The organism is Pseudomonas sp. p99-361 (genome assembly GCF_003935475.1).
Classification (GTDB): Bacteria; Pseudomonadota; Gammaproteobacteria; order Pseudomonadales; family Pseudomonadaceae; genus Aquipseudomonas; species Aquipseudomonas juntendi.
Window position 1 is genome coordinate 74550 of record NZ_RHQO01000004.1, and the last position, 21383, is coordinate 95932.

25 protein-coding genes and 1 riboswitch are annotated in these 21383 nt (G+C 65.4%); of the genes, 12 read left to right on the top strand and 13 right to left on the bottom strand.

Annotated features, from left to right (window positions below; all coding sequences use genetic code 11):
- Window positions 1-113: 113 nt before the first annotated feature.
- The 8 genes from EGJ22_RS03300 to EGJ22_RS03335 all read left to right on the top strand — a co-directional run bounded on the left by EGJ22_RS03300 (window position 114) and on the right by EGJ22_RS03335 (window position 9444).
- Window positions 114-806, top strand: coding sequence for a response regulator transcription factor (locus tag EGJ22_RS03300; protein WP_029886276.1), 693 nt, complete (start codon window positions 114-116; stop codon window positions 804-806).
- Window positions 806-2152 carry a sensor histidine kinase gene (locus tag EGJ22_RS03305; protein WP_029886275.1) on the top strand — a complete coding sequence of 449 codons (1347 nt, stop codon included), beginning with the start codon at window positions 806-808 and terminating at the stop codon, window positions 2150-2152. Before EGJ22_RS03300 ends, EGJ22_RS03305 begins: the two co-directional genes overlap by 1 nt.
- Before the next feature lie 81 nt (window positions 2153-2233).
- Window positions 2234-3136: an alpha/beta hydrolase gene (locus tag EGJ22_RS03310; protein WP_029886274.1), complete on the top strand. Its 903-nt coding sequence runs from the start codon at window positions 2234-2236 to the stop codon at window positions 3134-3136.
- A gap of 95 nt (window positions 3137-3231) precedes the next feature.
- Window positions 3232-3373: riboswitch (FMN riboswitch) on the top strand.
- An 80-nt stretch (window positions 3374-3453) separates the two neighbouring features.
- Entirely contained in the window at window positions 3454-4104 is a 651-nt protein-coding gene (gene ribB / locus EGJ22_RS03315) for a 3,4-dihydroxy-2-butanone-4-phosphate synthase (protein WP_029886273.1), read from the top strand.
- A gap of 197 nt (window positions 4105-4301) precedes the next feature.
- A complete protein-coding gene (locus tag EGJ22_RS03320) occupies window positions 4302-4544 on the top strand; it encodes an exodeoxyribonuclease VII small subunit (protein WP_009685726.1) in 243 nt (80 codons plus the stop codon).
- Window positions 4541-5428 carry a (2E,6E)-farnesyl diphosphate synthase gene (gene ispA / locus EGJ22_RS03325; protein ID WP_009685725.1) on the top strand — a complete coding sequence of 296 codons (888 nt, stop codon included), beginning with the start codon at window positions 4541-4543 and terminating at the stop codon, window positions 5426-5428. The genes EGJ22_RS03320 and ispA overlap by 4 nt, the downstream gene beginning before the upstream one ends.
- Window positions 5429-5535: 107 nt before the next feature.
- The gene (dxs, locus tag EGJ22_RS03330; RefSeq protein ID WP_029886272.1) at window positions 5536-7431 is read left to right on the top strand and encodes a 1-deoxy-D-xylulose-5-phosphate synthase; all 1896 of its coding nucleotides are present in this window, start codon (window positions 5536-5538) and stop codon (window positions 7429-7431) included.
- Between the two features lie 141 nt (window positions 7432-7572).
- Window positions 7573-9444 carry a TonB-dependent receptor domain-containing protein gene (locus tag EGJ22_RS03335; RefSeq protein WP_029886271.1) on the top strand — a complete coding sequence of 624 codons (1872 nt, stop codon included), beginning with the start codon at window positions 7573-7575 and terminating at the stop codon, window positions 9442-9444.
- On the opposite strand, the gene EGJ22_RS03340 is transcribed toward EGJ22_RS03335, so the two are convergent.
- The 12 genes from EGJ22_RS03340 to nrdR all read right to left on the bottom strand — a co-directional run bounded on the left by EGJ22_RS03340 (window position 9416) and on the right by nrdR (window position 18123).
- Window positions 9416-10234: a cobalamin-binding protein gene (locus EGJ22_RS03340; protein ID WP_029886270.1), complete on the bottom strand. Its 819-nt coding sequence runs from the start codon at window positions 10232-10234 to the stop codon at window positions 9416-9418. The genes EGJ22_RS03335 and EGJ22_RS03340 overlap by 29 nt on opposite strands.
- A complete protein-coding gene (locus EGJ22_RS03345; protein ID WP_029886269.1) occupies window positions 10234-10653 on the bottom strand; it encodes a hypothetical protein in 420 nt (139 codons plus the stop codon). The genes EGJ22_RS03340 and EGJ22_RS03345 overlap by 1 nt, the downstream gene beginning before the upstream one ends.
- Window positions 10650-11267 (bottom strand): GTP cyclohydrolase II, encoded by a 618-nt coding sequence (gene ribA, locus EGJ22_RS03350; RefSeq protein WP_029886268.1) that lies wholly within the window; start codon window positions 11265-11267, stop codon window positions 10650-10652. The genes EGJ22_RS03345 and ribA overlap by 4 nt, the downstream gene beginning before the upstream one ends.
- 129 nt (window positions 11268-11396) lie before the next feature.
- Entirely contained in the window at window positions 11397-12140 is a 744-nt protein-coding gene (locus tag EGJ22_RS03355) for an ABC transporter substrate-binding protein (RefSeq protein WP_029886267.1), read from the bottom strand.
- A 16-nt stretch (window positions 12141-12156) separates the two neighbouring features.
- Complete coding sequence (locus EGJ22_RS03360; RefSeq protein WP_009685716.1) at window positions 12157-12660, bottom strand: phosphatidylglycerophosphatase A; 504 nt, start codon at window positions 12658-12660, stop codon at window positions 12157-12159.
- A complete protein-coding gene (thiL, locus tag EGJ22_RS03365) occupies window positions 12657-13625 on the bottom strand; it encodes a thiamine-phosphate kinase (protein WP_009685715.1) in 969 nt (322 codons plus the stop codon). The genes EGJ22_RS03360 and thiL overlap by 4 nt, the downstream gene beginning before the upstream one ends.
- Window positions 13626-13643: 18 nt before the next feature.
- A complete protein-coding gene (nusB, locus tag EGJ22_RS03370; protein ID WP_029886266.1) occupies window positions 13644-14144 on the bottom strand; it encodes a transcription antitermination factor NusB in 501 nt (166 codons plus the stop codon).
- Window positions 14141-14617: a 6,7-dimethyl-8-ribityllumazine synthase gene (gene ribE / locus EGJ22_RS03375; RefSeq protein ID WP_003255395.1), complete on the bottom strand. Its 477-nt coding sequence runs from the start codon at window positions 14615-14617 to the stop codon at window positions 14141-14143. Before ribE ends, nusB begins: the two co-directional genes overlap by 4 nt.
- Window positions 14618-14708: 91 nt before the next feature.
- Window positions 14709-15800, bottom strand: coding sequence for a bifunctional 3,4-dihydroxy-2-butanone-4-phosphate synthase/GTP cyclohydrolase II (gene ribBA, locus EGJ22_RS03380; protein WP_029886265.1), 1092 nt, complete (start codon window positions 15798-15800; stop codon window positions 14709-14711).
- A gap of 18 nt (window positions 15801-15818) precedes the next feature.
- Window positions 15819-16484, bottom strand: a complete 666-nt coding sequence (locus EGJ22_RS03385) for a riboflavin synthase (RefSeq protein WP_009685712.1) — start codon at window positions 16482-16484, stop codon at window positions 15819-15821.
- Between the two features lie 41 nt (window positions 16485-16525).
- Window positions 16526-17656 carry a bifunctional diaminohydroxyphosphoribosylaminopyrimidine deaminase/5-amino-6-(5-phosphoribosylamino)uracil reductase RibD gene (ribD, locus tag EGJ22_RS03390; protein ID WP_009685711.1) on the bottom strand — a complete coding sequence of 377 codons (1131 nt, stop codon included), beginning with the start codon at window positions 17654-17656 and terminating at the stop codon, window positions 16526-16528.
- 2 nt (window positions 17657-17658) lie between these two features.
- A complete protein-coding gene (gene nrdR, locus EGJ22_RS03395; RefSeq protein WP_009685710.1) occupies window positions 17659-18123 on the bottom strand; it encodes a transcriptional regulator NrdR in 465 nt (154 codons plus the stop codon).
- A 106-nt stretch (window positions 18124-18229) separates the two neighbouring features.
- Between nrdR and EGJ22_RS03400 the strand changes: the two genes are divergently transcribed.
- From EGJ22_RS03400 to trxA, 3 genes are read left to right on the top strand one after another with little or no spacing between them, the layout of a single operon-like run.
- A complete protein-coding gene (locus tag EGJ22_RS03400) occupies window positions 18230-18682 on the top strand; it encodes a YbaY family lipoprotein (protein WP_009685709.1) in 453 nt (150 codons plus the stop codon).
- Window positions 18683-19342 (top strand): methyltransferase, encoded by a 660-nt coding sequence (locus EGJ22_RS03405; protein WP_009685708.1) that lies wholly within the window; start codon window positions 18683-18685, stop codon window positions 19340-19342.
- Between the two features lie 31 nt (window positions 19343-19373).
- Window positions 19374-20246: a thioredoxin gene (trxA, locus tag EGJ22_RS03410; RefSeq protein ID WP_009685707.1), complete on the top strand. Its 873-nt coding sequence runs from the start codon at window positions 19374-19376 to the stop codon at window positions 20244-20246.
- A 75-nt stretch (window positions 20247-20321) separates the two neighbouring features.
- Here trxA and EGJ22_RS03415 read toward each other — a convergent pair whose 3' ends face one another.
- On the bottom strand, window positions 20322-20666 hold the full coding sequence (locus EGJ22_RS03415; RefSeq protein ID WP_029886264.1) for a hypothetical protein: 345 nt from the start codon (window positions 20664-20666) through the stop codon (window positions 20322-20324).
- Between the two features lie 128 nt (window positions 20667-20794).
- On the opposite strand from EGJ22_RS03415, the gene EGJ22_RS03420 reads away from it, so the two are divergent.
- Window positions 20795-21382 carry a DUF2796 domain-containing protein gene (locus EGJ22_RS03420; RefSeq protein WP_029886263.1) on the top strand — a complete coding sequence of 196 codons (588 nt, stop codon included), beginning with the start codon at window positions 20795-20797 and terminating at the stop codon, window positions 21380-21382.
- Window position 21383: the final 1 nt, after the last annotated feature.

The window sequence follows — 21383 nt, forward strand, 5'->3', positions numbered from 1 at the left end:
AGCGAAAACCGGGGTGCAGCATGATTAACCTTCTTAACACATTGCGGCGTTGCCCTCGCCCCACGGTCAATGGGATGATGCTAACTGATAGAAATTCTCATTCAAGGCTCAACGTGCCCACCTCACTGCTCCTTGCCGAAGACGACCCACGCCTGCGCCAGGACCTGGAACGCCATTTCCTCAACCGTGGGTTTCAGGTGCTGGCCTGCGCCAATGGCAGCCAGGCCCTGAATGCCATACGGCAATCACGCTTCGACCTGGTTTTGCTGGACATCATGCTGCCGGGCATCGACGGCCTCAGCCTGCTGGACGAACTGCGCCACCAGCAAGCGGTGCCAGTGATGCTGATGTCGGCGCTGGGGGCCGAACAGGATCGCATCAGTGGCTTCACCCGGGGCGCGGACGATTACCTGCCCAAGCCGTTCAGCCTGGCCGAACTCGACGCCCGGGTCGATGCCCTGCTGCGGCGCGTGGCGCTCGACCGCGGGCCGGCGTTGCGGGCCGATGGGGGGGCAGTGATGCTGGACCATGAGCGCCAGGACGCCCTTCACCAGGGCAGGCCTGCTGGGCTGACCGCATCCGAATTCCGCCTGCTGGCCACGCTGCGGGCTCACCCCGGGGAGGCGTTGAGCAAACCTTTCCTCTACCAGACCGTGCTGCACCGCGCCTACACGCGCCTGGACCGTGGCCTGGATGTGCATGTGTGCAACTTGCGCCGCAAGCTGGCCGACATCAGCGCCCAGCACTTGCAGATCCAGGCGGTCAGGGGCCAAGGGTACATCCTGATAGACACGGACCAGCCCTGATGCGGCGGCACCCCCTGCTGTGGAAACTGGCGCTGCTGCAGGTCGGTTTCTGTCTGTTGCTGACCTGGCTGATCTGGACCTGGGGGCTGTCGGTGGAACGCAGTACCTACTTCCTGTCGCCGGCTGACCAGCAATACCTGGCGCGCTACGCGCAACAGGCCGAACACGCCTGGAACCAAGGCGGCGCCACGGGCGCCGAAGCCTGGCGTAGGCAGCTGCAACGTACCGAAGGCACCTGGGCAGCCTTGATCGGCCCCGACCTGCAAAGCCTGGGCACCACGCCACTGAGCGCCGAGGAGGCCAGCCACCTTACCTTCATGCGCAAGCTGAACTGGCCCATGAGCCGGCGCCTGCAGGACGAACTGCCGTACGTCAGCATCGCGTTCCCGCAACACCCCGAAAATGGCCGGCTGGTGATGCAATTACCCGAACGCCTGCTACCCACTGGCCTTACGCCCTGTACCCACCTGATCACCCATGGGGTCGCCCCCACCCTGCTTGCCCTGTTGCTGGGCCTGGCCCTGTACCGCCATCTGGTAGTTCCCCTGAACCGCCTGCGCGACCGGGCCGACGCCTTGCGGGCCGACGACCTAGACAGCCCCGCACTGCCGTTGCAGGAGCGCCGCGATGAGCTGGGTGAGCTGGCCCAAGCCTTCGAGCACATGGCGGTACGCCTGCGCCAGAGCCTGGAGCAACAGCGCCTGCTGCTGCGTACGCTGTCCCACGAGCTGCGCACGCCGTTGGCGCGGCTGCGCATCGCCCATGACAGCGACTTGCCGCCGCCGCAGTTGCGCGAGCGCCTGGACCGCGAAGTCGCCGACATGCAAAAGCTGCTGGAGGACACCCTGGACCTGGCCTGGCTGGACACCGAACAGCCCAGCCTGCCGACCGAGCCGGTGCTGATGGTGGCCGTCTGGGAAGCCTTGTGCCAGGACGTCTGTTTCGAAAGTGGCTGGGCGCCAAGCCGCCTACCTTGTTCGCTGGGCACCGCGTGCCGGGTGCAGGCCAACCTCGACAGCCTGGCCCAGGCCCTGGAAAACCTGATCCGCAATGCCGTTCGCCACTCGCCCGCCGAAGGCCGGATCAGCCTGGATGGCTGGCGCGAGGGGGATTACTGGCACCTGCGCCTGAGTGACCAGGGGCCGGGGGTCGCGCACGCCGACCTGGAGCGCATCTTCCAGCCTTACCAGCGGCTGACCGAAAGTGGCGCTGGCTTTGGCCTGGGCCTGGCCATCGCCCGCCGCGCCATCGAACTGCAGGGTGGCCGCTTGTGGGCCAGCAATGGCCACCCAGGCCTGTGCCTGCACATGACCTTGCCGGCGGCCCGGGACTGTTTAGAAAGTTAATGCGCTTTACCCTCAATCAGGACTGATTATCATCTTGCTGTTCCCGCTTTGCGCGCCTGCAAAGCCCTGAAGAGATGCCTGATGAGCAAGTTGACCCTGGCCGTGACGATGGCACTGTGCCTGGCACAGCCGCTTGCTGCTCATGTTGCCCTTGCGCAGCCCGACCATGAGCAGAAGATGGACACCTCACTGCTGCAGCGCCATGACCTGGCCTACCGCTTCACTCAGCTCGACCTGGACTCGGCCGACGGCCAGCGGCATTACCGGCTGTGGGTCGGCAAACCGAACCAGCCGGCGCCAGCGGCGGGCTACCCGGTGCTGTGGATGCTCGATGGCAATGCCGCGCTGGGCGCACTGGATGGCCAGCAGCTGGGCCGGCTTGCCGCAGGGCAGGCGCCATTGCTGGTGGCGGTGGGGTACCAGACCGAGCAGCGTATCGACCGTGCCGGGCGCACCCGGGATTACACCCCGGCGGTGCCTGGCCAGGCTGAGCAGCTTGACCCACTGACCGGAGCGCCCAGTGGCGGTGCCGACGTTTTCCTGGACCTGCTGACCGGGCGCATACGGGCGATGGTGGCAGATGTGGCACCGATCGACCTGCAACGGCAGACATTGTGGGGGCATTCCTATGGCGGGCTGGCCGTTTTGCATGCGCTTTTCACCCGGCCTTGGTCATTCAGCGACTACGCGGCTGCCAGCCCTTCGCTATGGTGGCACGACGGCGCGATCGTGGGTGAGGCGCAGGGGCTCGAGCAGCGCCTGGGAAGCAGCCGGCCGCGGCTGTTGCTGATGCGTGGCAGTGAAGAGCCGGCGAACCCGCGCACGCAGGTGCAAGGCGATGTCGAGCGGCCGGCGCGTGAGCTGGTGGCAAGCCTGGCCAGGGTGCCAGGCTTGCAGGTTCGTTTCGAGCGGTTTGCCGGGTTGGGGCATGGGCCTATGTTGCCGGCTTCGCTGAAGCAGGTGATTGAAGGGATGTCGCGGTAAGCCTGTCAGCACCTTCCACAAAGCCCGCCCCACGCTACCGCCCAAGGTCGTAGAACCGCGGCTTGCCAGCGGGGTGGCCACGTGCGGTATGCTGTGGCGGTCTTCAGGGCGGGGTGAAAGTCCCCACCGGCGGTAAATCGAAAGATGAGCCCGCGAGCGCCCCGGCCATGCCGGGGGTCAGCAGATCTGGTGCAACTCCAGAGCCGACGGTCATAGTCCGGATGAAAGAAGGCGTCAGGCAGGGGCCATCCGGGCGCCCCTGCGCACGCATTTTGTTCGCCCCGAGACGTTCATCGATCATTCACGAGGAGCGTTTCATGTCCACCCAGCACCACGCGCACTACCCCAATGTTTCCGCCGCCATCGCCGCCTTCAAGGCTGGGCGCCCTGTCCTGTTGCTGGACGATGACGACCGCGAAGACGAGGCGGACATCATTGCCGCCGCCGAAAACATTACGCTGCAAACCATGGCCATGATGATTCGCGATTGCAGCGGTATCGTCTGCCTGTGCCTGGACGAAGCCACCGTCGATGCGTTGCAACTGGCGCCCATGGTGCAGAACAACCAGGCCCGCCATGGCACCGGCTTCACCGTCACCATCGAGGCGGCCGAAGGGATCACCACCGGGGTTTCTGCCCAGGACCGCCTCACCACCATTGCTGCGGCACTGCGTTCCAGCGCCGAACAGCGTCATATCGTCAGCCCGGGGCATGTATTCCCGCTGCGTGCCCGCAATGGCGGCGTGCTGGCCCGCCGTGGGCATACCGAAGGCTCGGTGGACCTGGCCCGCCTTGCCGGCCTGCGCCCGGCGGCGGTGCTGTGCGAACTGATGAACCCGGACGGGACCATGGCCCGTGGCGAACAGGTGGCAGTGTACGCGCGGCAGTACAATTTGCCGGTGCTGACCATCGAAGAGCTGGCGCGGTACCGGGAGGCGATGGTGGTGCTGGAAGCCGAGCCGGCCTGATAAGCCACTTTGGGGCAATTCGCGGGCACGCCCGCTCCCACAGGTATGGCGCAGCGCTTGAAGGCTGTGATGGACCTGTGGGAGCGGGCGTGCCCGCGAAAGGGCCTGTGAAACCAACCTCACGGCCCCGGAAGTTTGCTCCCCCCGCCCTGCTCTGCTAGTGTCGCGCCGTTCTGAATGCCTCCGAGACAGTCGCCATGGCCCGCAAAAAATCCTCCCTTGATTTCGAGCAATCCCTCGCAGACCTGCAAACACTGGTCGAGCGCCTGGAGAACGGCGAGTTGTCGCTGGAAGAGTCGCTGGCCGCTTTCGAGCAAGGCATCGCGCTGACCCGAGAATGCCAAGGTGCCCTGGCCCAGGCCGAGCAGAAGGTGCAAATTCTGCTGGAGCGTGACGGCGAGCTGGCTGCCCAGCCCTTCGACGCGGAGCCCGAAGCATGATCGGCAGCTACCAGGCCAGTTGCCAGAGGCGGGTGGATGCAGCCCTCGAACCGCTGTTCGTCGCCCCGACCAAAGAACTCGAACGCCTCTATGCCGCCATGCGCTACAGCGTGATGAACGGCGGCAAACGCGTGCGGCCACTGCTGGCCTACGCCGCGTGCGAAGCCCTGGGTGCCCCTGCCGAACAGGCCAACGGCGCGGCCTGTGCGGTGGAGCTGATCCATGCCTACTCGCTGGTGCATGACGACCTGCCTGCCATGGATGACGACGACCTGCGCCGGGGCCAGCCCACCACGCACAAGGCCTTCGACGAAGCCTGCGCCATCCTGGCCGGTGACGGGTTGCAGAGCCTGGCGTTCAGCGCCCTGCTCGATCCGCACCTCAGCCCGCAGGCCGACAGCGTCCGCCTGGCCATGGTCCAGGCCCTGGCCACGGCCGCCGGCCCAGCCGGCATGGTGGGCGGCCAGGCCATCGACCTTGGCTCGGTCGGGCTGAAGCTCGACCAGCGGGCACTGGCATTCATGCACAGGCACAAGACCGGCGCCCTGATCGAGGCCAGCGTGCGCCTGGGCGCACTGGCCAGCGCCCGTGCCGGCCAGCAGCAACTGGACGCCCTGCAAACTTATGCACAGGCCATTGGCCTGGCATTCCAGGTTCAGGACGACATCCTCGACGTGGAAGGCGACACCGCCACCCTGGGCAAACGCCAAGGGGCAGACATCGCCCGTGACAAACCGACCTACCCGGCCCTGCTGGGCCTGGACGCGGCCAAGGCCTATGCGATCGAACTGCGCGACCAGGCGCTGGTCGCACTGGAAGGGTTCGGCGAAAAAGCCGAGCCGCTGCGGGCACTGGCGCGCTATATCGTCGAGCGCCGCAACTAAGCACGGATACCCGCGCCATTGGGGTGTCACAAGCAGTGGTCGAATGGGCACTTTTCCCACAATGGGGTAAACTGCCGCGTCTTCACACACCTATAACGACTCGCCTGATGCCCACGACGTTTCAAGAGATTCCCCGCGAACGCCCGGTCACGCCGTTGCTCGACCGCGCTGACACGCCTGCCGGCCTGCGCCGGCTGGCCGAAGCCGACCTGGAGACCCTGGCCGACGAGTTGCGCCAGGAGTTGCTGTATACCGTGGGGCAGACCGGTGGGCATTTTGGTGCCGGCCTGGGCGTGATCGAACTGACCATCGCCCTGCACTACGTGTTCGATACCCCGGACGACCGGCTGGTGTGGGACGTGGGCCACCAGGCCTACCCGCACAAGATTCTGACCGGGCGCCGTAACCGCATGCTCAGCCTGCGCCAGAAGGACGGTATCGCCGCCTTCCCGCGCCGCAGCGAAAGCAAGTACGACACCTTTGGCGTGGGCCACTCCAGTACCTCGATCAGCGCAGCGCTGGGCATGGCCATTGCCGCCCGCCTGCAGAACAGCGCGCGCAAGTCGATCGCCGTGATCGGTGATGGCGCCCTCACCGCCGGCATGGCCTTCGAGGCGTTGAACCACGCCCAGGAAGTCAATGCCGACATGCTGGTGATCCTCAACGACAACGACATGTCGATTTCGCGCAATGTCGGCGGCCTCTCCAACTACCTGGCCAAGATCCTGTCCAGCCGCACCTACGCAAGCATGCGCGAAGGCAGCAAGAAAGTGCTGTCGCGCCTGCCCGGTGCCTGGGAAATCGCCCGGCGCACCGAAGAGTACGCCAAGGGCATGCTGGTGCCGGGCACACTGTTCGAAGAGCTGGGCTGGAACTACATCGGCCCGATCGACGGCCATGACCTGCCGACCATGATCGCCACCTTGCGCAACATGCGTGACCTGAAGGGCCCGCAGTTCCTGCACGTGGTGACCAAGAAGGGCAAGGGCTTCGCCCCCGCCGAACTCGACCCTATCGGCTACCACGCCATCACCAAGCTGGAGCCCGCCGACAAGCCTGTCAAGCCGAAGAAGCCCAGCGGGCCGAAATACTCCGCGGTGTTCGGCCAGTGGCTGTGCGACATGGCCGCTGTTGACAACCGCCTGGTGGGCATCACCCCGGCGATGAAAGAAGGCTCCGACCTGGTCGATTTCAGCGAGCGCTACCCGCAACGCTACTTCGATGTGGCGATCGCCGAGCAGCACGCGGTCACCCTGGCCGCCGGCATGGCCTGCGAGGGCAGCAAGCCCGTGGTGGCGATCTACTCCACCTTCCTGCAGCGCGCCTACGACCAGCTCATCCACGATGTGGCGGTGCAGAACCTCGATGTGCTGTTCGCCATCGACCGCGCCGGGCTGGTGGGCGAAGACGGGCCGACCCATGCGGGTAGCTACGACCTGTCTTACCTGCGCTGCATCCCGGGCATGCTGGTGATGACCCCCAGCGACGAGAACGAGCTGCGCAAGATGCTCAGCACCGGCCACCTGTACAACGGCCCGGCTGCCGTGCGCTACCCCCGCGGCACCGGCCCGAACGCGCCGATCAGCGGCGACCTCGAGCCGCTGCAAATCGGCAAGGGCGTGGTCCGCCGCCAAGGCCAGACAGTCGCCCTGCTGGTGTTCGGCGTGCAGTTGGCAGAGGCCATGCAGGTTGCCGAGCTGATCGATGCCACCGTGGTCGACATGCGCTTCGTCAAACCTCTGGACGAAGCCCTGGTGCTGGAACTGGCTGGCAGCCATGAGCTGCTGGTCACCGTCGAAGAGAACGCCATCATGGGTGGCGCTGGCGCTGCGGTAGGCGAGTTCCTGGCCAGCCAGGCCGTGGTCAAGCCACTGCTGCACCTGGGCCTGCCTGATATCTACGTCGAACATGCCAAGCCGGCGCAGATGCTGGCCGAGTGCGGGCTGGATGCGGCCGGGATTGAGGCTTCGGTGAAAGCCCGCATGGCCAAGCTCGGCTTGTAATCCCCGGGGCCGCGTTGCGGCCCTTTCGCGACACAAGGCCGCTCCTACAGAGACCGCGCCGCTCTACCGGTTTGTGCAATACCTGTAGGAGCGGCCTTGTGTCGCGATCGAGGGCGCAGCCCTCGCAAAATGGTACTGCTTATGAAGAAATCTGCCTGTGCCGCGCTACTCTGCGCCCCCACATTGTTAATCGCCGCCGAACGCGATGACGCGCTGAAGCTCCCCGACGTGCTGATCAGCGCCAGCCGCCAGGTCGAGTCACGCACCGCCACCAGCGCCGCCAACACGGTCTTCACCCGCGCCGACATCGACCGCCTGCAACCCACCAGCATCACCGACCTGCTAAGCCGCGTACCCGGCGTACAAGTGGCCCCCACTGGCGGCCGTGGCAGCCTGCCGGGCATCTTCATACGCGGTACCAAGGCGGCGCAAAGCCTGGTGCTGGTGGATGGCGTACGCATTGCCAACGCCACTTCGGGCGACAGCGGCCTGCAGTTCCTCGACGTTGACCAGATCGAACGGGTGGAAGTGCTGCGTGGCTCGCGCTCGGCGGTGTACGGCAGCGATGCCATCGGCGGGGTGATCCAGATCTTCACCCGCCGCAGCAACACGCCCGGCCTGCAGCCGCGGCTGCGCATCGCGGCAGGCAGCCACCAGACCGTCCAGCGTAGCCTGGGGCTTTCCGGCGGCAACGACGCGACCCGCTTCAACCTCGGTGCCAGCCTGGATGAAACAGCCGGCATCGACTCGACTGGCCCATCCTTCGCCAGTGACGGCGACCATGATGCCTACCGTAACCAGTCCTTCAACCTGAGCCTGAGCCACACCTTCAGCGAGCGCTTCGAGGCCGGGGTCAACCTGCTCGACAGCCGTGGCCGCAGTGAATACGACAACCCGTTCGGGGGGTTCGACCCGGTAACCTTCGAGAGCTTCGGCCAGAAGCCCTACACGGACTTCAGCGTCAGCAGCCTGGGCAGCTATTTCGCTGCGCAGCTCAACGATGCCTGGCGCTCGCGCCTGGAACTGGCCCACAGCGAGAACCGCGACGACAAGCGTGACAAGCTGAGCGCCGAGCGCTTCGTGTTCAACACCTACCGCGATCAGCTGACCTGGCAGAACGACCTCGCCCTGGGCGAACAAAACACATTGCTGATCGGTGGGGACTGGTATGAAGACCGTGTCCATGCCAGTACCGACTTCACCGAAGACAGCCGCTGGAACCGGGCGGTCTTTGCCCAGCACCGCTACCAGGGCGAGCAGTTTTCCACCGAGCTGGGCGTGCGCCACGACCGCAACCAGCAGTTTGGCGGCCAGACCACCTGGAGTGGCAGCCTGACCGTGCCGCTGAACGCGGATAACGATGTGCTGCTGTCCTACAGCGAAGGCTTCCGCGCACCGACGTTCAACGACCTGTATTACCCGCAATACAGCAACCCGAACCTGGACCCAGAGCACTCGAAAAGCTATGAGCTGCAGTGGCGCAGCCAGCTGGCGACCACCACCCGCCTGGAGACCTCGCTGTACCGGACCGACCTGCGCGACGCAATCGTATTTGGCCAGGACTCGATCCCGCGCAACGTCGCCTCGGCACGCATCAACGGCCTGGAAATGGCCCTGTCCCAGCAGTGGGCGAGTTGGCACGCCCAGTTGGGCATGGCACTGATCGACCCACGTGACCGCGACACTGGCCACACCCTGGCCCGCCGCGCCCGGCGCACGTTGAGCCTGGACCTGGACCGCGACTTCGGGCGTTTCAGCGCGGGCGCCAGTTGGCAGGCCGTCAGCAGCAGCTATGACGATGAGGCCAACCGTAACCGCATCGGTGGCCACAGCTTGCTGGGCCTGCGTGGCAGTTGGGCTGCCAGCGACGAAGTGAAACTGGAAGCCAGACTGGATAACGTGCTGGACCGCCGCTATAGCCGCGCCCTGTACAGCTACGAAGGGGCCTACTACCCGTACCGCGAAGAAGGCCGCACGGTGCTGTTCAGCGTGACGTGGACGCCGGGGCTTTAGCGGCCAGCAACGCACACAAGCGGGCGGTGGCTTCGATCATTTGCCCGCTCGGGCGCTCCAGGCCTTTGTCGGGTACCACCAGCAAACCGGCGTGGGCAACGGCGCGCAACTGCGGCCAGGCCAGCCAGCCGGTCAACTGCGCCTGGTCACCGGCCAGGATGACCTGGGGGTTGCGTAGCAACACCGACTCCACACTCACCTGCGGCGCCGGTTGGCTGAGGTCGGCAAACACATTGCGCGCCCCGCATACGGCCAGTGCGTCGCTCACCACCTGGCGGCCACCAAGGGTGTACAAAGGCCGATCCCACACCTGGTAGAACACCTGCAAAGGCTCGTCACGTCGGTACTGCTGGCGCAGTTGCCGCAACCGCTCGCGCAGGGCCCGGGCATACTGCTGCCCTTGCTCGGCACGGCCGACGCGCTCGCCAATCGCGGCGATCTGCTCGATGAGCTGGTCCAGGTCATGGGGTTCGGCGCTGAAGGTCGTGATACCCAGGCGTTTGAGCTGCTCGCGTTGCGCCGGCGGCACGCTGCCTGGCCACAGCAGCAACAGGTCGGGGCGCAGGCTCAGCAGGCGCTCCATGTTCAGCTGGCCTTGGCGGCCTACCGAGGGTAAATCGCGCAACGCATTTGGCCGTTCGCCCCCATCAAGCACACCCACCAGCAGGTCATCGGCCTGCAGTTCGAGCATGATTTCCGTCATCGAAGGCGCCAGGCTGACCACTCGCAAGGGTTCGCCAGCCAGCGCGGCACAGGCGAACAGTGCCAGCAGGCCAGGCAGCAGGCGCATCAGCCGAGCTGTCGTGGAATGCGGTAGAGGGACAACACCACCACGGTGGATATCGCCAACAGGATCTGCGGCACCGCTTCAAGACCGACCCCTACAGACAGGGCCGCCACCCAGGCCGGGAAGCAGGCGTACAACATGGCCAGGCGCCGTACCCGTGCCAGCTCGATCCACGCGGCAGGCTCTTCAGCAGTACCCAGGGCTTTCGAGGTGGCGATGAGTGCACGCTTGTAGGCACCGAAACGTGGCAGGCTGAGGAACATGGTGGCCGCGCCGGCAATGAACAACGGCATGGCCAGAATCGGCACCAGCGCCTCACCGCCGCCAAAAGCCCAGCTCATGACCGGCAGCGGCAGCAGGCCCACCGCCAGGTACTGCCACCAGGCCAGCGCCAGCCGCCGCTTGACCTCGGCGCGGGTCACGCCTGGGGCACCTCGCCCTGGTGTTCGTTGCCCAGCATGTGGCCAAGCTTGCCGGCTTTGGTTGCCAGGTAGTAGCGGTTGTGCGGGTTATGCCCGGTATGCAGCGGTACTCGCTCGGCAACCACGATGCTCATGTCGGTCAGGGCTTTGACCTTGCGTGGGTTGTTGGTCATCAGCCGCAGCGCCTTCACGCCCAGGTGTTCGAGCATGGGCAGGCACATGGCGTAGTCACGCTGGTCGGCGGCAAACCCCAGGCGCTCGTTGGCTTCCACGGTGTCCGCCCCGCCGTCCTGCAACTCGTAGGCACGAATCTTGTTCAGCAGGCCAATGCCACGGCCTTCCTGGCGCAGGTACAGCAATACGCCGCGGCCCTCGCGGGCGATTGCCTGCAGTGCGGCCTCCAGCTGCGAGCCGCAGTCGCAGCGCTGGCTGAACAGGGCATCGCCGGTCAGGCATTCGGAATGCAGGCGCCCCAGCACCGGCTGACCATCCGCGATGTCACCCAGGCTGAGCACCACATGCTCCCGGCCGGTGGCTTCATCAAGAAAGCCATGCATGGTGAAGGTCGCGAAGGGCGTCGGGAGTTTAGAGGCGGCAACAAAGACGACGGGCACGTTGTGCTCCTGGAAAAAGTGGGACATATCTCGTGAGCCGATTGTATCAGCAGGTTGCACACTATGGGCTGGCTGAATACCGCGGGGTAAGATCGAAAAGTTCGATACTTAGGCCAGGCAGGCCCGGCCTCAGTGCGGTTTGCTATCCGCAGTGAACGGATACGGTTGCCGCCAGTGCTCGAAAATCGGCTTCAGCTCGCCACTGCGTACTAGCTCGGCCATGCGCTTGTCGAACAGGTCGCGCAGGGCCTTGGCCTGGTCGTTGCGGGCAAAGGCCAGGTACAGCGGCAGCTCGGCCACGTGGGTGCGGCGAAAGCGTTCGGGCTGGGATGACTGGTTCAGTACGTAATCGACTTCAGTCTGGGAATCGATGTAGAAGTCCACACGGTCATGCTCCAGCATCGGCAGGATGCCTTCGCGGCGCTGGATTTCACGGAACTCATGCACATCGGGCAAGTAGCTGCCGTAGTCGTAGCCACGTACCCAGGCCAAGCGGTACTTGCCCACATTCTGCGACGTGGGCACAGGCTTGCTGGCCAGCCCCAGCGCATAGATATGATCCATATCGAAGTGCCAGCGCGGGTACAGGTTGTCGCCGTTCTCTTCCTTGTAGGAGCCGACCCAGGCATCCGCCTCGCCACGTTTCACCAGCCCGACCGCGCGGCTGTAGGGTGCGCTTTGGGTCACCACCTTGACCCCGGCCGGCTCGAACACCTTGCGCAGAACGTCCCAGGCAACGCCGGTACCGTCAGCATTGGTGTAGTCGATCCACTCCTCGCTGACCAGCTGGATCTGCTTTGGCAGGCCTTCGGCAGCCACCGCCCACGGGGCGACACTCAGCAGCATCGCCAGCAGCACAACCCTCATGGCCATTCACGCGCTCCCTGTTTCAGGCAACCGCCCATACCAGAACCTGCATGCCCAGCCAGGCGAACACACCGGCCAGGATATCGTCGAGCATGATGCCGACGCCCCCGTGCACATGGCGGTCGATCCAGCGGATGGGCCACGGCTTGAGGATGTCGAAGAAACGGAACATCAGGAACCCCGCCAGCAGCCACTGCCAGCCTTCCGGCACCAGCCAGAGGGTGATCCACATGCCAACGATTTCATCCCAGACAATGCCTTCATGATCGTGCACACGCAAGTCATTGGCGACCTTGCCGCACAGCCAGATACCGAACAGCATGCTGATGCCCAGCAACAGCCAGTAGCCCCAGTCGGGCAGCATCTGCCACAGGGGGATGAACGGTATGGCCACCAGCGAGCCCCAGGTACCCGGTGCCTTGGGCAAGGTGCCGGAACCAAAGCCGAACGCGATGAAGTGCCATGGGTTGCGCCAGACCGAAGGCGGAACGAACTCCGCAGGCACCTGGTTGGGGTGATCGGTCACGGTGTCTCCCTAAAGTGTTGATAGCCCCGCTGGGCGGGGGTGATGTCCTGGCCCTGTGCGTCGCGCAGGGTCACACCGCGACCTTGCAGCACACGACCAATGGTGTGTACCTCGATGAAGCCAAGCTCGGCCAGGGGCGGCAGTGCTGCAGGCGGCAAGGTGAATGCCAGTACGTAATCATCGCCACCGGTGAGTGCTGCCTGCAGTGCCGCCTCGTGGCCGAGGAATGCCTGCAAGGCAGGAGACACTGGCACCTGGGCCAGGTTCACCTCAAGTGCCACCCCGGACGCCTTGGCGATATGCCCACAATCGGCTAGCAGGCCATCGGAGACGTCGAGCGCCGCCGTGGCCCTGCCCCGCAGCCATGTGCCCAGGGTGAGCTGCGGCATCGGCGACCAGTAATGGGCCAGCAGCGGCTCGGCCAGCTCGGCGGGCGCCTGGCGCTCGCCCAGTACCAGCGGCAAGGCACCGGCGGCCTTGCCCAGGGTGCCGCCAACACACAGCAAGTCGCCTGGCCGCGCACCGCTGCGGCGCAACGCCTGGCCAGCCGGCACCCGACCGAACACGGTCACGGTGATGCTCAATGGGCCACGGGTGGTGTCGCCGCCAATCAGGCTCATGCGGCAGCGGTGCGCCATGCGGCTCAGGCCGTTGGCGTAGGCTGCAAGCCAGTCCGGGCCAACGCTTGGCAGGGTCAGGGCAAGGGTGAAACCGATCGGGGTCGCGCCCATGGCAGCCAGGTCACTGGCCGCCACGGCCAGCGACCGCTGGCCCAGCAGTTGCGGGTCGCACACGGCAGGGAAATGCACCCCGGCTACCAGCGTGTCGGTCGACACCGCCAATTGTTCACCGGGGGGAAGGTCGAGCAAGGCGCAATCGTCGCCGATCCCCAGGGCCACGCCTTCGCCGCCTTGCGCGCAGGGCGCGGCGGCGAAGTAATGGTTGATCAGCTCGAATTCACCCATGGCCAGGCAGCGCCGGGATCAGCGCTTGTTCGCCTTGACTTCTGCTTCACGCAGGGACGGGGCAAGCTTGTCGAGCACACCGTTGACGAACTTGTGACCGTCGGTAGCACCGAAGACCTTGGCCAGCTCCACGCCTTCGTTGATGACCACACGGTACGGTACGTCTACGCGCTTGATCAGCTCCCAGGTGGACAGGCGCAGCACGGCCAGTTCCACAGGGTCGAGCTCGTCCAGGCCAATGGTCATGCACGGGGCCAGCGCTTTGTCGATTTCGTCCTTGATTGCCGGGACCCCATGCAGGATCTCCCGGAAATAGGCACCGTCGACGTCGGTGAAATCGTTATCCACCCGGAACTGCGCTTCGACCTCGTTCAGCGAATGCTGGGCCATGTGCCACTGATAGAGGGCCTGGGTCGCAAGCTTGCGGGCTTCGCGACGCTTGGCGCTCTTGGAGGGCTTGCCGGCATCCGCAGGTTTTGGATCGCGCGGGTTGAAACGATCGCTTTCGTCGCTAATCACTTGGCCTCCAACTGCGCCAGCAGGCTGACCATTTCCAGAGCGGACAGGGCAGCTTCAGCACCTTTGTTGCCAGCCTTGGTGCCGGAACGCTCGATGGCCTGCTCGATGGAATCGACGGTCAGTACGCCGAAGGCCACCGGAACACCGAACTCCATGGACACCTGGGCCAGGCCCTTGGTGCATTCGCCCGCCACGTATTCGAAGTGCGGGGTACCGCCACGGATCACGGCGCCCAGGGCGATGATCGCGTCGTAGGCGCCTTGCTGGGCGACCTTCTGTGCCACCAGCGGAATTTCGAATGCACCCGGGGCACGGATGATGGTGATGTCGCTTTCGCTGACACCGTGGCGAACCAGGGCGTCAACGGCACCGCTTACCAGGCTTTCGACAACGAAGCTGTTGAAGCGGCCAACCACCAAAGCATAGCGACCTTTGGGGGCGATGAAGGTACCTTCGATGGTCTTCAGGGTCATTCCGATATTCTCATATTCAAGAGCGAGGCCGCTTGCAAGCGGCCTCGACAGGGGTCTGGACTCGAGCTGGGGGCGTCATTGCCGCCTCAAGTCACTCGGAGGGCACGTATTCTACAACTTCCAGATCGAATCCGGATATCGCGTTGAACTTCATTGGCGAACTCATCAGGCGCATCTTGCGCACCCCGAGGTCGCGCAGGATCTGCGAGCCAGCACCCACGGTGCTGTAGGTGGTCGGTGCCTTGGCCGGTAGGTCGCCGGCGCTTTCGCGGATGTGCGCCAACAGCACGTCGCCGTCCAGCGGGTGGCCCAGCAGCAGGACCACGCCGCTGCCGGCTTCGGCCACGGCCGCCATGGCCGCGCGCAGGCTCCAGCGGCCCGGTTGCTTGACCAGCAGCAGGTCGCGCAGCGGGTCCATGTTGTGTACCCGCACCAGGGTCGGCTCTTCGGCGCAGATCTTGCCCAGGGTCAGGGCCATGTGCACGTCGCCTTCCACCGCGTCGCGGTAGGTGACCAGGTTGAACTCACCCAGCTCGCTCTCTACCGGTTGCTCGGAGACCCGTTGCACGGTGCGCTCGTGAATCATGCGGTAGTGGATCAGGTCGGCGATGGTGCCGATCTTCAGGCCATGCTCGGCAGCAAAGACTTCCAGCTCGGCGCGGCGCGACATGGTGCCGTCGTCGTTCATCACTTCGCAGATCACGCCGCTTGGCTCGAAACCGGCCATGCGCGCCAGGTCGCAGGCCGCTTCGGTGTGGCCGGCACGCGCCAGGGTGCCGCCAGGCTGGGCCATCAGCGGGAAGATGTGGCCAGGGCTGACGATGTCTTCAGCCTTGGCGTCCCGGGCAGCAGCGGCTTGCACGGTGCGCGCGCGGTCGGCGGCGGAGATGCCGGTGGTGACGCCTTCGGCGGCTTCGATCGACACGGTGAACTTGGTGCCGAAGCCCGAGCCATTGCGCGGCGCCATCAATGGCAGCTTCAGCGTTTCGCAACGCTCACGGGTCATCGGCATGCAGATCAAGCCACGGGCATGCTTGGCCATGAAGTTGATGTGTTCGGGCTGGCAGCACTCGGCGGCCATGATGATGTCGCCTTCGTTCTCGCGGTCTTCGTCATCCATGAGGATGACCATTTTACCCTGGCGGATGTCTTCGACCAGTTCTTCGATGCTGTTGAGCGCCACGCGGCACCCCCTTCTCAATCAGGATTTCAAGAAGCCGTTGGCGGCCAGGAAGCTTTCGGTAATGCCACTGCCCTTGCTCGGTTCGGCGGCCTTGTCACCCAGCAGCAAGCGCTCCAGGTAACGGGCCAGCAGATCGACCTCAAGGTTCACCCGACGCCCTGCGCGGTAGTCGGCCATGATGGTTTCGGACAGGGTGTGCGGGACAATGGTCAGCTCGAACTCGGCGCCATTGACTTCGTTGACCGTCAGGCTGGTGCCGTCGACGGTGATCGAGCCCTTGTGGGCGATGTACTTGGCCAGCTCCTTCGGTGCGCGTACGCGGAACTGGATGGCGCGGGCGTTATCGCTGCGCGAGATGATTTCACCCACCCCGTCGACATGGCCGCTGACCAGGTGCCCGCCAAGGCGGGTGGTAGGGGTCAGGGCTTTTTCCAGGTTGACCTTGCTGCCGCTCTTGAGGTCGATGAAGGCAGTGCGCTTGAGGGTTTCGACGCTGACGTCGGCCCAGAAGCCGTCACCAGGCAGTTCCACGGCGGTCAGGCACACGCCGTTGACGGCGATGCTGTCGCCCAGCTTGACGTCACCCAGGTCCAGCTTGCCGGTTTCGACGTAGACGCGAACGTCGCCGCCCTTTGGGGTCAGGCTGCGGATGCTGCCAATGGATTCGATGATGCCGGTGAACATGGGGTCTTCCTCAAAACGGTTTGCACGGGGCAAGCCCGGCATTATACGCCGGGCGCCGGCAGGGGCACGGCTGTGACCCGCCAGTCATCGCCCACTGCGCGCATTTCGGTAATTTTCAGCCGCGGTGCTTCACTCATCCGCTCCATCGGCCAGTCCAGCAATGGGCGGGCATGGGAGCCGAGGAAGGTACCGGCGACGAACAACTGGTACTCGTCCACCAGGCCAAGGCGGGCAAAGGCACCGACCAGGCTGGCACCGGCTTCCAGCAGCACTTCGTTGACACCACGCGCGCCCAGGGCATGCAGCAGCGCCGCCAGGTCGACCTGGCCATTGTCACCCGGCAGGCAGAGCAGTTCGTGGCCGGCAGCGGCATAACCGGGGTCATCTGCGACAGCTGTTACCACCAGGGCCGGCCCGGCCTGGAAGAATGGCGCATCCAGCGGCAGGCGCAGGCGGCCATCGACCAACACGCGCAGTGGAGGGCGGCTGAGCGCCAGGGCGGTGGTTTCGGCATCCAGGCCCAACTCGCTGCCCCGTACGGTCATGCGCGCGTTGTCGGCCAGCACGCTGGCGGCGCTGGTCAGCACCACGCTGGAGCGGGCGCGCAGGCGCTGCACGGCCGAGCGCGCGGCCGGGCCGGTGATCCACTGGCTTTCACCACTGGCCATGGCGGTACGGCCGTCAAGGCTCATGGCCAGCTTGGCGCGCACGTACGGCACGCCATGCTCCATGCGCTTGAGAAAGCCCGGGTTCAGGGCGCGGGCCTCGGCCTCGAGCACACCGCTGGCCACTTCGATGCCGGCCTCGGCCAGGCGCCGCAGCCCCCGCCCTGCCACTTGCGGGTTAGGGTCCTGCATGGCTGCTACCACCCGGGCCACACCGGCCTTGACCAGCGCTTCGGCGCACGGGGGCGTGCGGCCATGGTGGCTGCAAGGCTCCAGGGTGACATAGGCACACGCGCCACGGGCGCGTTCTCCGGCCTGGCGCAGGGCATGCACTTCGGCATGGGGCTCACCGGCGCGCACGTGCCAGCCCTCCCCGACCACTTCGCCGTCGCGCACGATCACGCAGCCTACGCGGGGGTTCGGGTGGGTGGTGAACAGGCCTTTGCGCGCCAGCTCCAGCGCACGCGCCATGTAGTGGGCGTCAAGAATCGCGGCTTGGCTGGGCATGCTCACTCTTTGGCCGGCTCGCGGGCCAGGCGGTCGATTTCTTCACGGAACTCGTCGAGGTCCTGGAAGCGCCGGTACACCGAGGCAAAGCGGATATAGGCCACCTCATCGAGCTTGCGCAGCTCGGCCATGACCATTTCACCCACCACCAGCGACTTGACTTCGCGCTCGCCAGTGGCACGCAGGCGGCTCTTGATGTGCGCCAGCGCCGCTTCCAGGCGTTCGACGCTGACCGGGCGTTTTTCCAGCGCCCGCTGCATGCCGGCACGCAGCTTGTCTTCGTCGAAAGGCTGGCGCGTGCCGTCTTGCTTAATCAGCCGGGGCAGCACCAGCTCGGCGGTTTCGAAGGTGGTGAAGCGCTCGCCACAGGCCACGCATTCGCGGCGGCGGCGCACCTGCTCGCCCTCGGCGACGAGGCGAGAGTCGATGACCTTGGTGTCGTTGGCACCGCAAAAGGGACAGTGCATGGTGGCAGGCAACAAAAAAAGGGAGGGCCATGGTAGCGCATTGCACTGGCAAGACAAGCCAAAGGGGTTAACATCCATGGGAAATCTGCCCGTTAAGGACTCCTCCATGCACTACCGAGCGCTCGTCGTGCTGTGCTGCGCCGCCCTGCTCGCCGCCTGCGGCAGCGACAGGCCGAAGACCGATACCTCCGTTGCGCCGGCACCGGCCCGCGTGGCCAAAACCGCCGAAGCGCCCGGCCCGCTTCCGGCCTACCAGCGCGAGTTGAGCGGCACTTTGCTGGAAATCCCGGCCGGCGCCGACGTGGAACTGGCGTTGCTGGTGATCGACGAACGCGACCGCCCGCAGCGCCTGCTGGCCAGCAGCAACCTGACCGCTACCGGCCAGGCCCTGCCCTACCAACTGCGCTTCAACCCCGAAGCCTTCCCGGCCGGTGCACGCGTGGAATTGCGTGGCCGCGCCAGCCGCTCCGGCCAGCTGATCATGCACCTGCCGCCCCTGCGCATCACCCAGGCGCAGACCCAGGCCACCGGGCCGCTACGTTTCGAGAAGGCGCCCTGAGTGGCACCGCTCGCCCTGCAGCAGGCCCTGAGCGGCCTGATCGGTGAAGCGCGGCTGGTCGTCAGCGAACTGCCCGGCTGCGCCTTGAAACTGTGGCTGATCGACGACCAGAACATGGACCGTGCCTTCAGCAGCGACGAAACCCGGCGCATTCTCGAAGACCCGCCCTACTGGAGCTTCTGCTGGGCCAGTGGCCTGGCCATGGCCCGTTACCTGGCCGAGCGCCCGGAATGGGTGGCCGGCAAGCGGGTGCTGGACTTTGGCGCCGGGTCCGGCATTGCCGGCATTGCTGCCGCCCGCGCGGGTGCCCGGGAGGTGGTGGCCTGCGACCTGGACCCACTGGCCCTGCAAGCCTGCCGCGCGAATGCCGCACTGAACGGTGTGCAACTGGGCTACAGCGACGACTTCTTCGCCGAGGACGACCGCTTCGACCTGATCCTGGTCGCCGACGTGCTGTACGACCGAGCCAACCTGCCGCTTCTGGATGCCTTCCTCGGCCGGGGTCGCCAGGCCCTGGTGGCCGACTCGCGGGTACGCGACTTCAGCCACCCGCTCTATCAGCAGCTGGGGGTGCTTGAAGCGCTGACCCTGCCCGACCTGGCCGAGCCGCACGAATTCCGCCGGGTCAGCCTGTACCACGCCAGCCGCGACACCTTATAGTGGTGGTATTCACGAGTTTGCGAGAAGCGCAATGAGCCAAGACACGCCTTACATTTTCGACGCTACCGATGCCACCTTCCAGCAGCTGGTGATCGAGAACTCCTTCCACAAACCGGTGCTGGTAGATTTCTGGGCCGAGTGGTGTGCGCCATGCAAGGCACTGATGCCCTTGCTGGCGAAGATCGCCGAGGGCTACCAGGGCGAACTGCTGCTGGCCAAGATCAACTGCGACGTGGAACAACAGGTGGTCGCCCAGTTCGGCATTCGCAGCCTGCCGACCGTTGTGCTGTTCAAGGACGGCCAGCCGGTGGACGGCTTTGCCGGTGCCCAGCCGGAATCGGCGATCCGCGCCATGCTCGAGCCGCACGTGCAAATGCCTGCCGCACCGCAGGCATCGCCGCTGGAACAGGCCAAGGCGCTGTTCGCCGAAAGCCGTTTCGCCGAAGCAGAAGCGCTGTTGCAGGCCCTGCTGGGTGAAGACAACAGCAATGCCGAGGCACTGATCCTGTACGCCCGTTGCCTGGCCGAGCGTGGCGAGCTGGGGGAGGCGCAGGTGGTACTGGACGCGGTCAAGAGCGATGAGCACAAGGCCGCACTGGCCGGCGCCAAGGCCCAGCTGACCTTCCTGCGCCAAGCGGCCAGCCTGCCGGAGGTGGCGGAGCTGAAAAGCCGCCTGGCCCAGAACCCTGAGGATGATGAAGCCGCCTACCAGCTGAGCGTCCAGCAGTTGGCACGCCAGCAGTATGAGGCGGCGCTGGAAGGGTTGCTGAAGCTGTTCCAGCGTAACCGCAGCTATGACAATGGGCTGCCGCAGAAGGCGATGCTGCAGGTCTTTGAACTGCTGGGTGGCGATCACCCGCTGGTTGGGGTTTATCGTCGCAAGCTGTCGGCGGCGATGTTCTGACCTGAAGCTGGGGGCGAGGGCTTCGCCCGCGTTCGCGGGCACGCCCGCTCCCACAAGGTGGACCTCAACACCGGTTTATCCAACCCAGTGATAAACCGGTGCATCCCCACCGTTTTCCACCTTCACCTCACTGCTATGGCGCAAACGCACCAGTAGCCGCTTGCCCGCCGCTGTACTGCCGGCCAGCCCTTCCAGCCGGTCGAGCAATTGCGGCCCGCTCATCTGCCCCGCCAGGCGCAACACCTCGCGCGCCGCCGTCCATTGCCCGTCATCCTGCCGTGGCGCAGCCACCGGGGCCGCCGCAACGGCATGCGCCGCCGCAGGCACCTCGGTCTGCCGCCCCAATTGCGCCCACTCTTCAGGCTCAAGCTCGATGGTCAGGTCCACCGGCCATTCCCCAATCTGTCCACGAATTCTCACGATGCATTCCTTGAGCAAGGTCGATGGCCCATGCTACCGCAAGATGAAACCTGCGCCATGCGGGCTGGCAGGACGCAGAAAAGTTGTTATAACATAACCCAATCATCCAGTCCGCCCCGGAGCCTTCCATGCGTCGCCTGTTGCTCGCCCTGCCCTTCGCTTTGCTGCCACTGGCCGTGGCCCATGCCCACGAAGACCATGACCATGATCACGACCACGCCCACACCCATGGCACCTTGGGCGCGCATGAACACGGCGTGGCCAAGCTCAATGTCGTGCTCGACGGCAATACTCTGGAACTGGAGCTGGACAGCCCCGCCATGAACCTGGTTGGTTTCGAGCACGCTGCCAGCAGCGACGCCGACAAGGCCAAGGTTGCCGCGGTGCGCCAGCAGCTGGAACAACCGTTGAAGCTGTTCGGCCTGGCCTCGGCAGCCGGCTGCAAGGAAGACCAGCAAGCGCTGGAAAGCCCGTTGTTCGGTGACGCCGCCAAAGCGGACGACGACGGTGACGAGCATGAGAAGGGCCACATGCACAGCGATATCAATGCCCACTACCAGCTGACATGCGCCATCCCGGAGAAACTCACCCAGCTGGACCTGGCCCCCCTGTACAAAGCCTTCCCGGCCACGCAAAAAATCAACGTGCAGCTAATCGGCCCCAACGGCCAGAAAGGTGTTGAAACCTCGCCCGCCAAGGCCATGGTCGCGTTCTGAG

Excerpts from the sequence above, each read along its gene's own strand:
- EGJ22_RS03305 (WP_029886275.1), top strand. The coding sequence starts at position 806 with ATGCGGCGGCACCCCCTGCTGTGGAAACTGGCGCTGCTGCAGGTCGGT.
- EGJ22_RS03310 (WP_029886274.1), top strand. The coding sequence starts at position 2,234 with ATGAGCAAGTTGACCCTGGCCGTGACGATGGCACTGTGCCTGGCACAG.
- ribB (WP_029886273.1), top strand. The coding sequence starts at position 3,454 with ATGTCCACCCAGCACCACGCGCACTACCCCAATGTTTCCGCCGCCATC.
- EGJ22_RS03320 (WP_009685726.1), top strand. The coding sequence starts at position 4,302 with ATGGCCCGCAAAAAATCCTCCCTTGATTTCGAGCAATCCCTCGCAGAC.
- ispA (WP_009685725.1), top strand. The coding sequence starts at position 4,541 with ATGATCGGCAGCTACCAGGCCAGTTGCCAGAGGCGGGTGGATGCAGCC.
- dxs (WP_029886272.1), top strand. The coding sequence starts at position 5,536 with ATGCCCACGACGTTTCAAGAGATTCCCCGCGAACGCCCGGTCACGCCG.
- EGJ22_RS03335 (WP_029886271.1), top strand. The coding sequence starts at position 7,573 with ATGAAGAAATCTGCCTGTGCCGCGCTACTCTGCGCCCCCACATTGTTA.
- EGJ22_RS03340 (WP_029886270.1), bottom strand. The coding sequence starts at position 10,234 with ATGCGCCTGCTGCCTGGCCTGCTGGCACTGTTCGCCTGTGCCGCGCTG.
- EGJ22_RS03355 (WP_029886267.1), bottom strand. The coding sequence starts at position 12,140 with ATGGCCATGAGGGTTGTGCTGCTGGCGATGCTGCTGAGTGTCGCCCCG.
- thiL (WP_009685715.1), bottom strand. The coding sequence starts at position 13,625 with ATGGGTGAATTCGAGCTGATCAACCATTACTTCGCCGCCGCGCCCTGC.
- ribE (WP_003255395.1), bottom strand. The coding sequence starts at position 14,617 with ATGACCCTGAAGACCATCGAAGGTACCTTCATCGCCCCCAAAGGTCGC.
- EGJ22_RS03385 (WP_009685712.1), bottom strand. The coding sequence starts at position 16,484 with ATGTTCACCGGCATCATCGAATCCATTGGCAGCATCCGCAGCCTGACC.
- ribD (WP_009685711.1), bottom strand. The coding sequence starts at position 17,656 with ATGCCCAGCCAAGCCGCGATTCTTGACGCCCACTACATGGCGCGTGCG.
- nrdR (WP_009685710.1), bottom strand. The coding sequence starts at position 18,123 with ATGCACTGTCCCTTTTGCGGTGCCAACGACACCAAGGTCATCGACTCT.
- EGJ22_RS03400 (WP_009685709.1), top strand. The coding sequence starts at position 18,230 with ATGCACTACCGAGCGCTCGTCGTGCTGTGCTGCGCCGCCCTGCTCGCC.
- trxA (WP_009685707.1), top strand. The coding sequence starts at position 19,374 with ATGAGCCAAGACACGCCTTACATTTTCGACGCTACCGATGCCACCTTC.
- EGJ22_RS03420 (WP_029886263.1), top strand. The coding sequence starts at position 20,795 with ATGCGTCGCCTGTTGCTCGCCCTGCCCTTCGCTTTGCTGCCACTGGCC.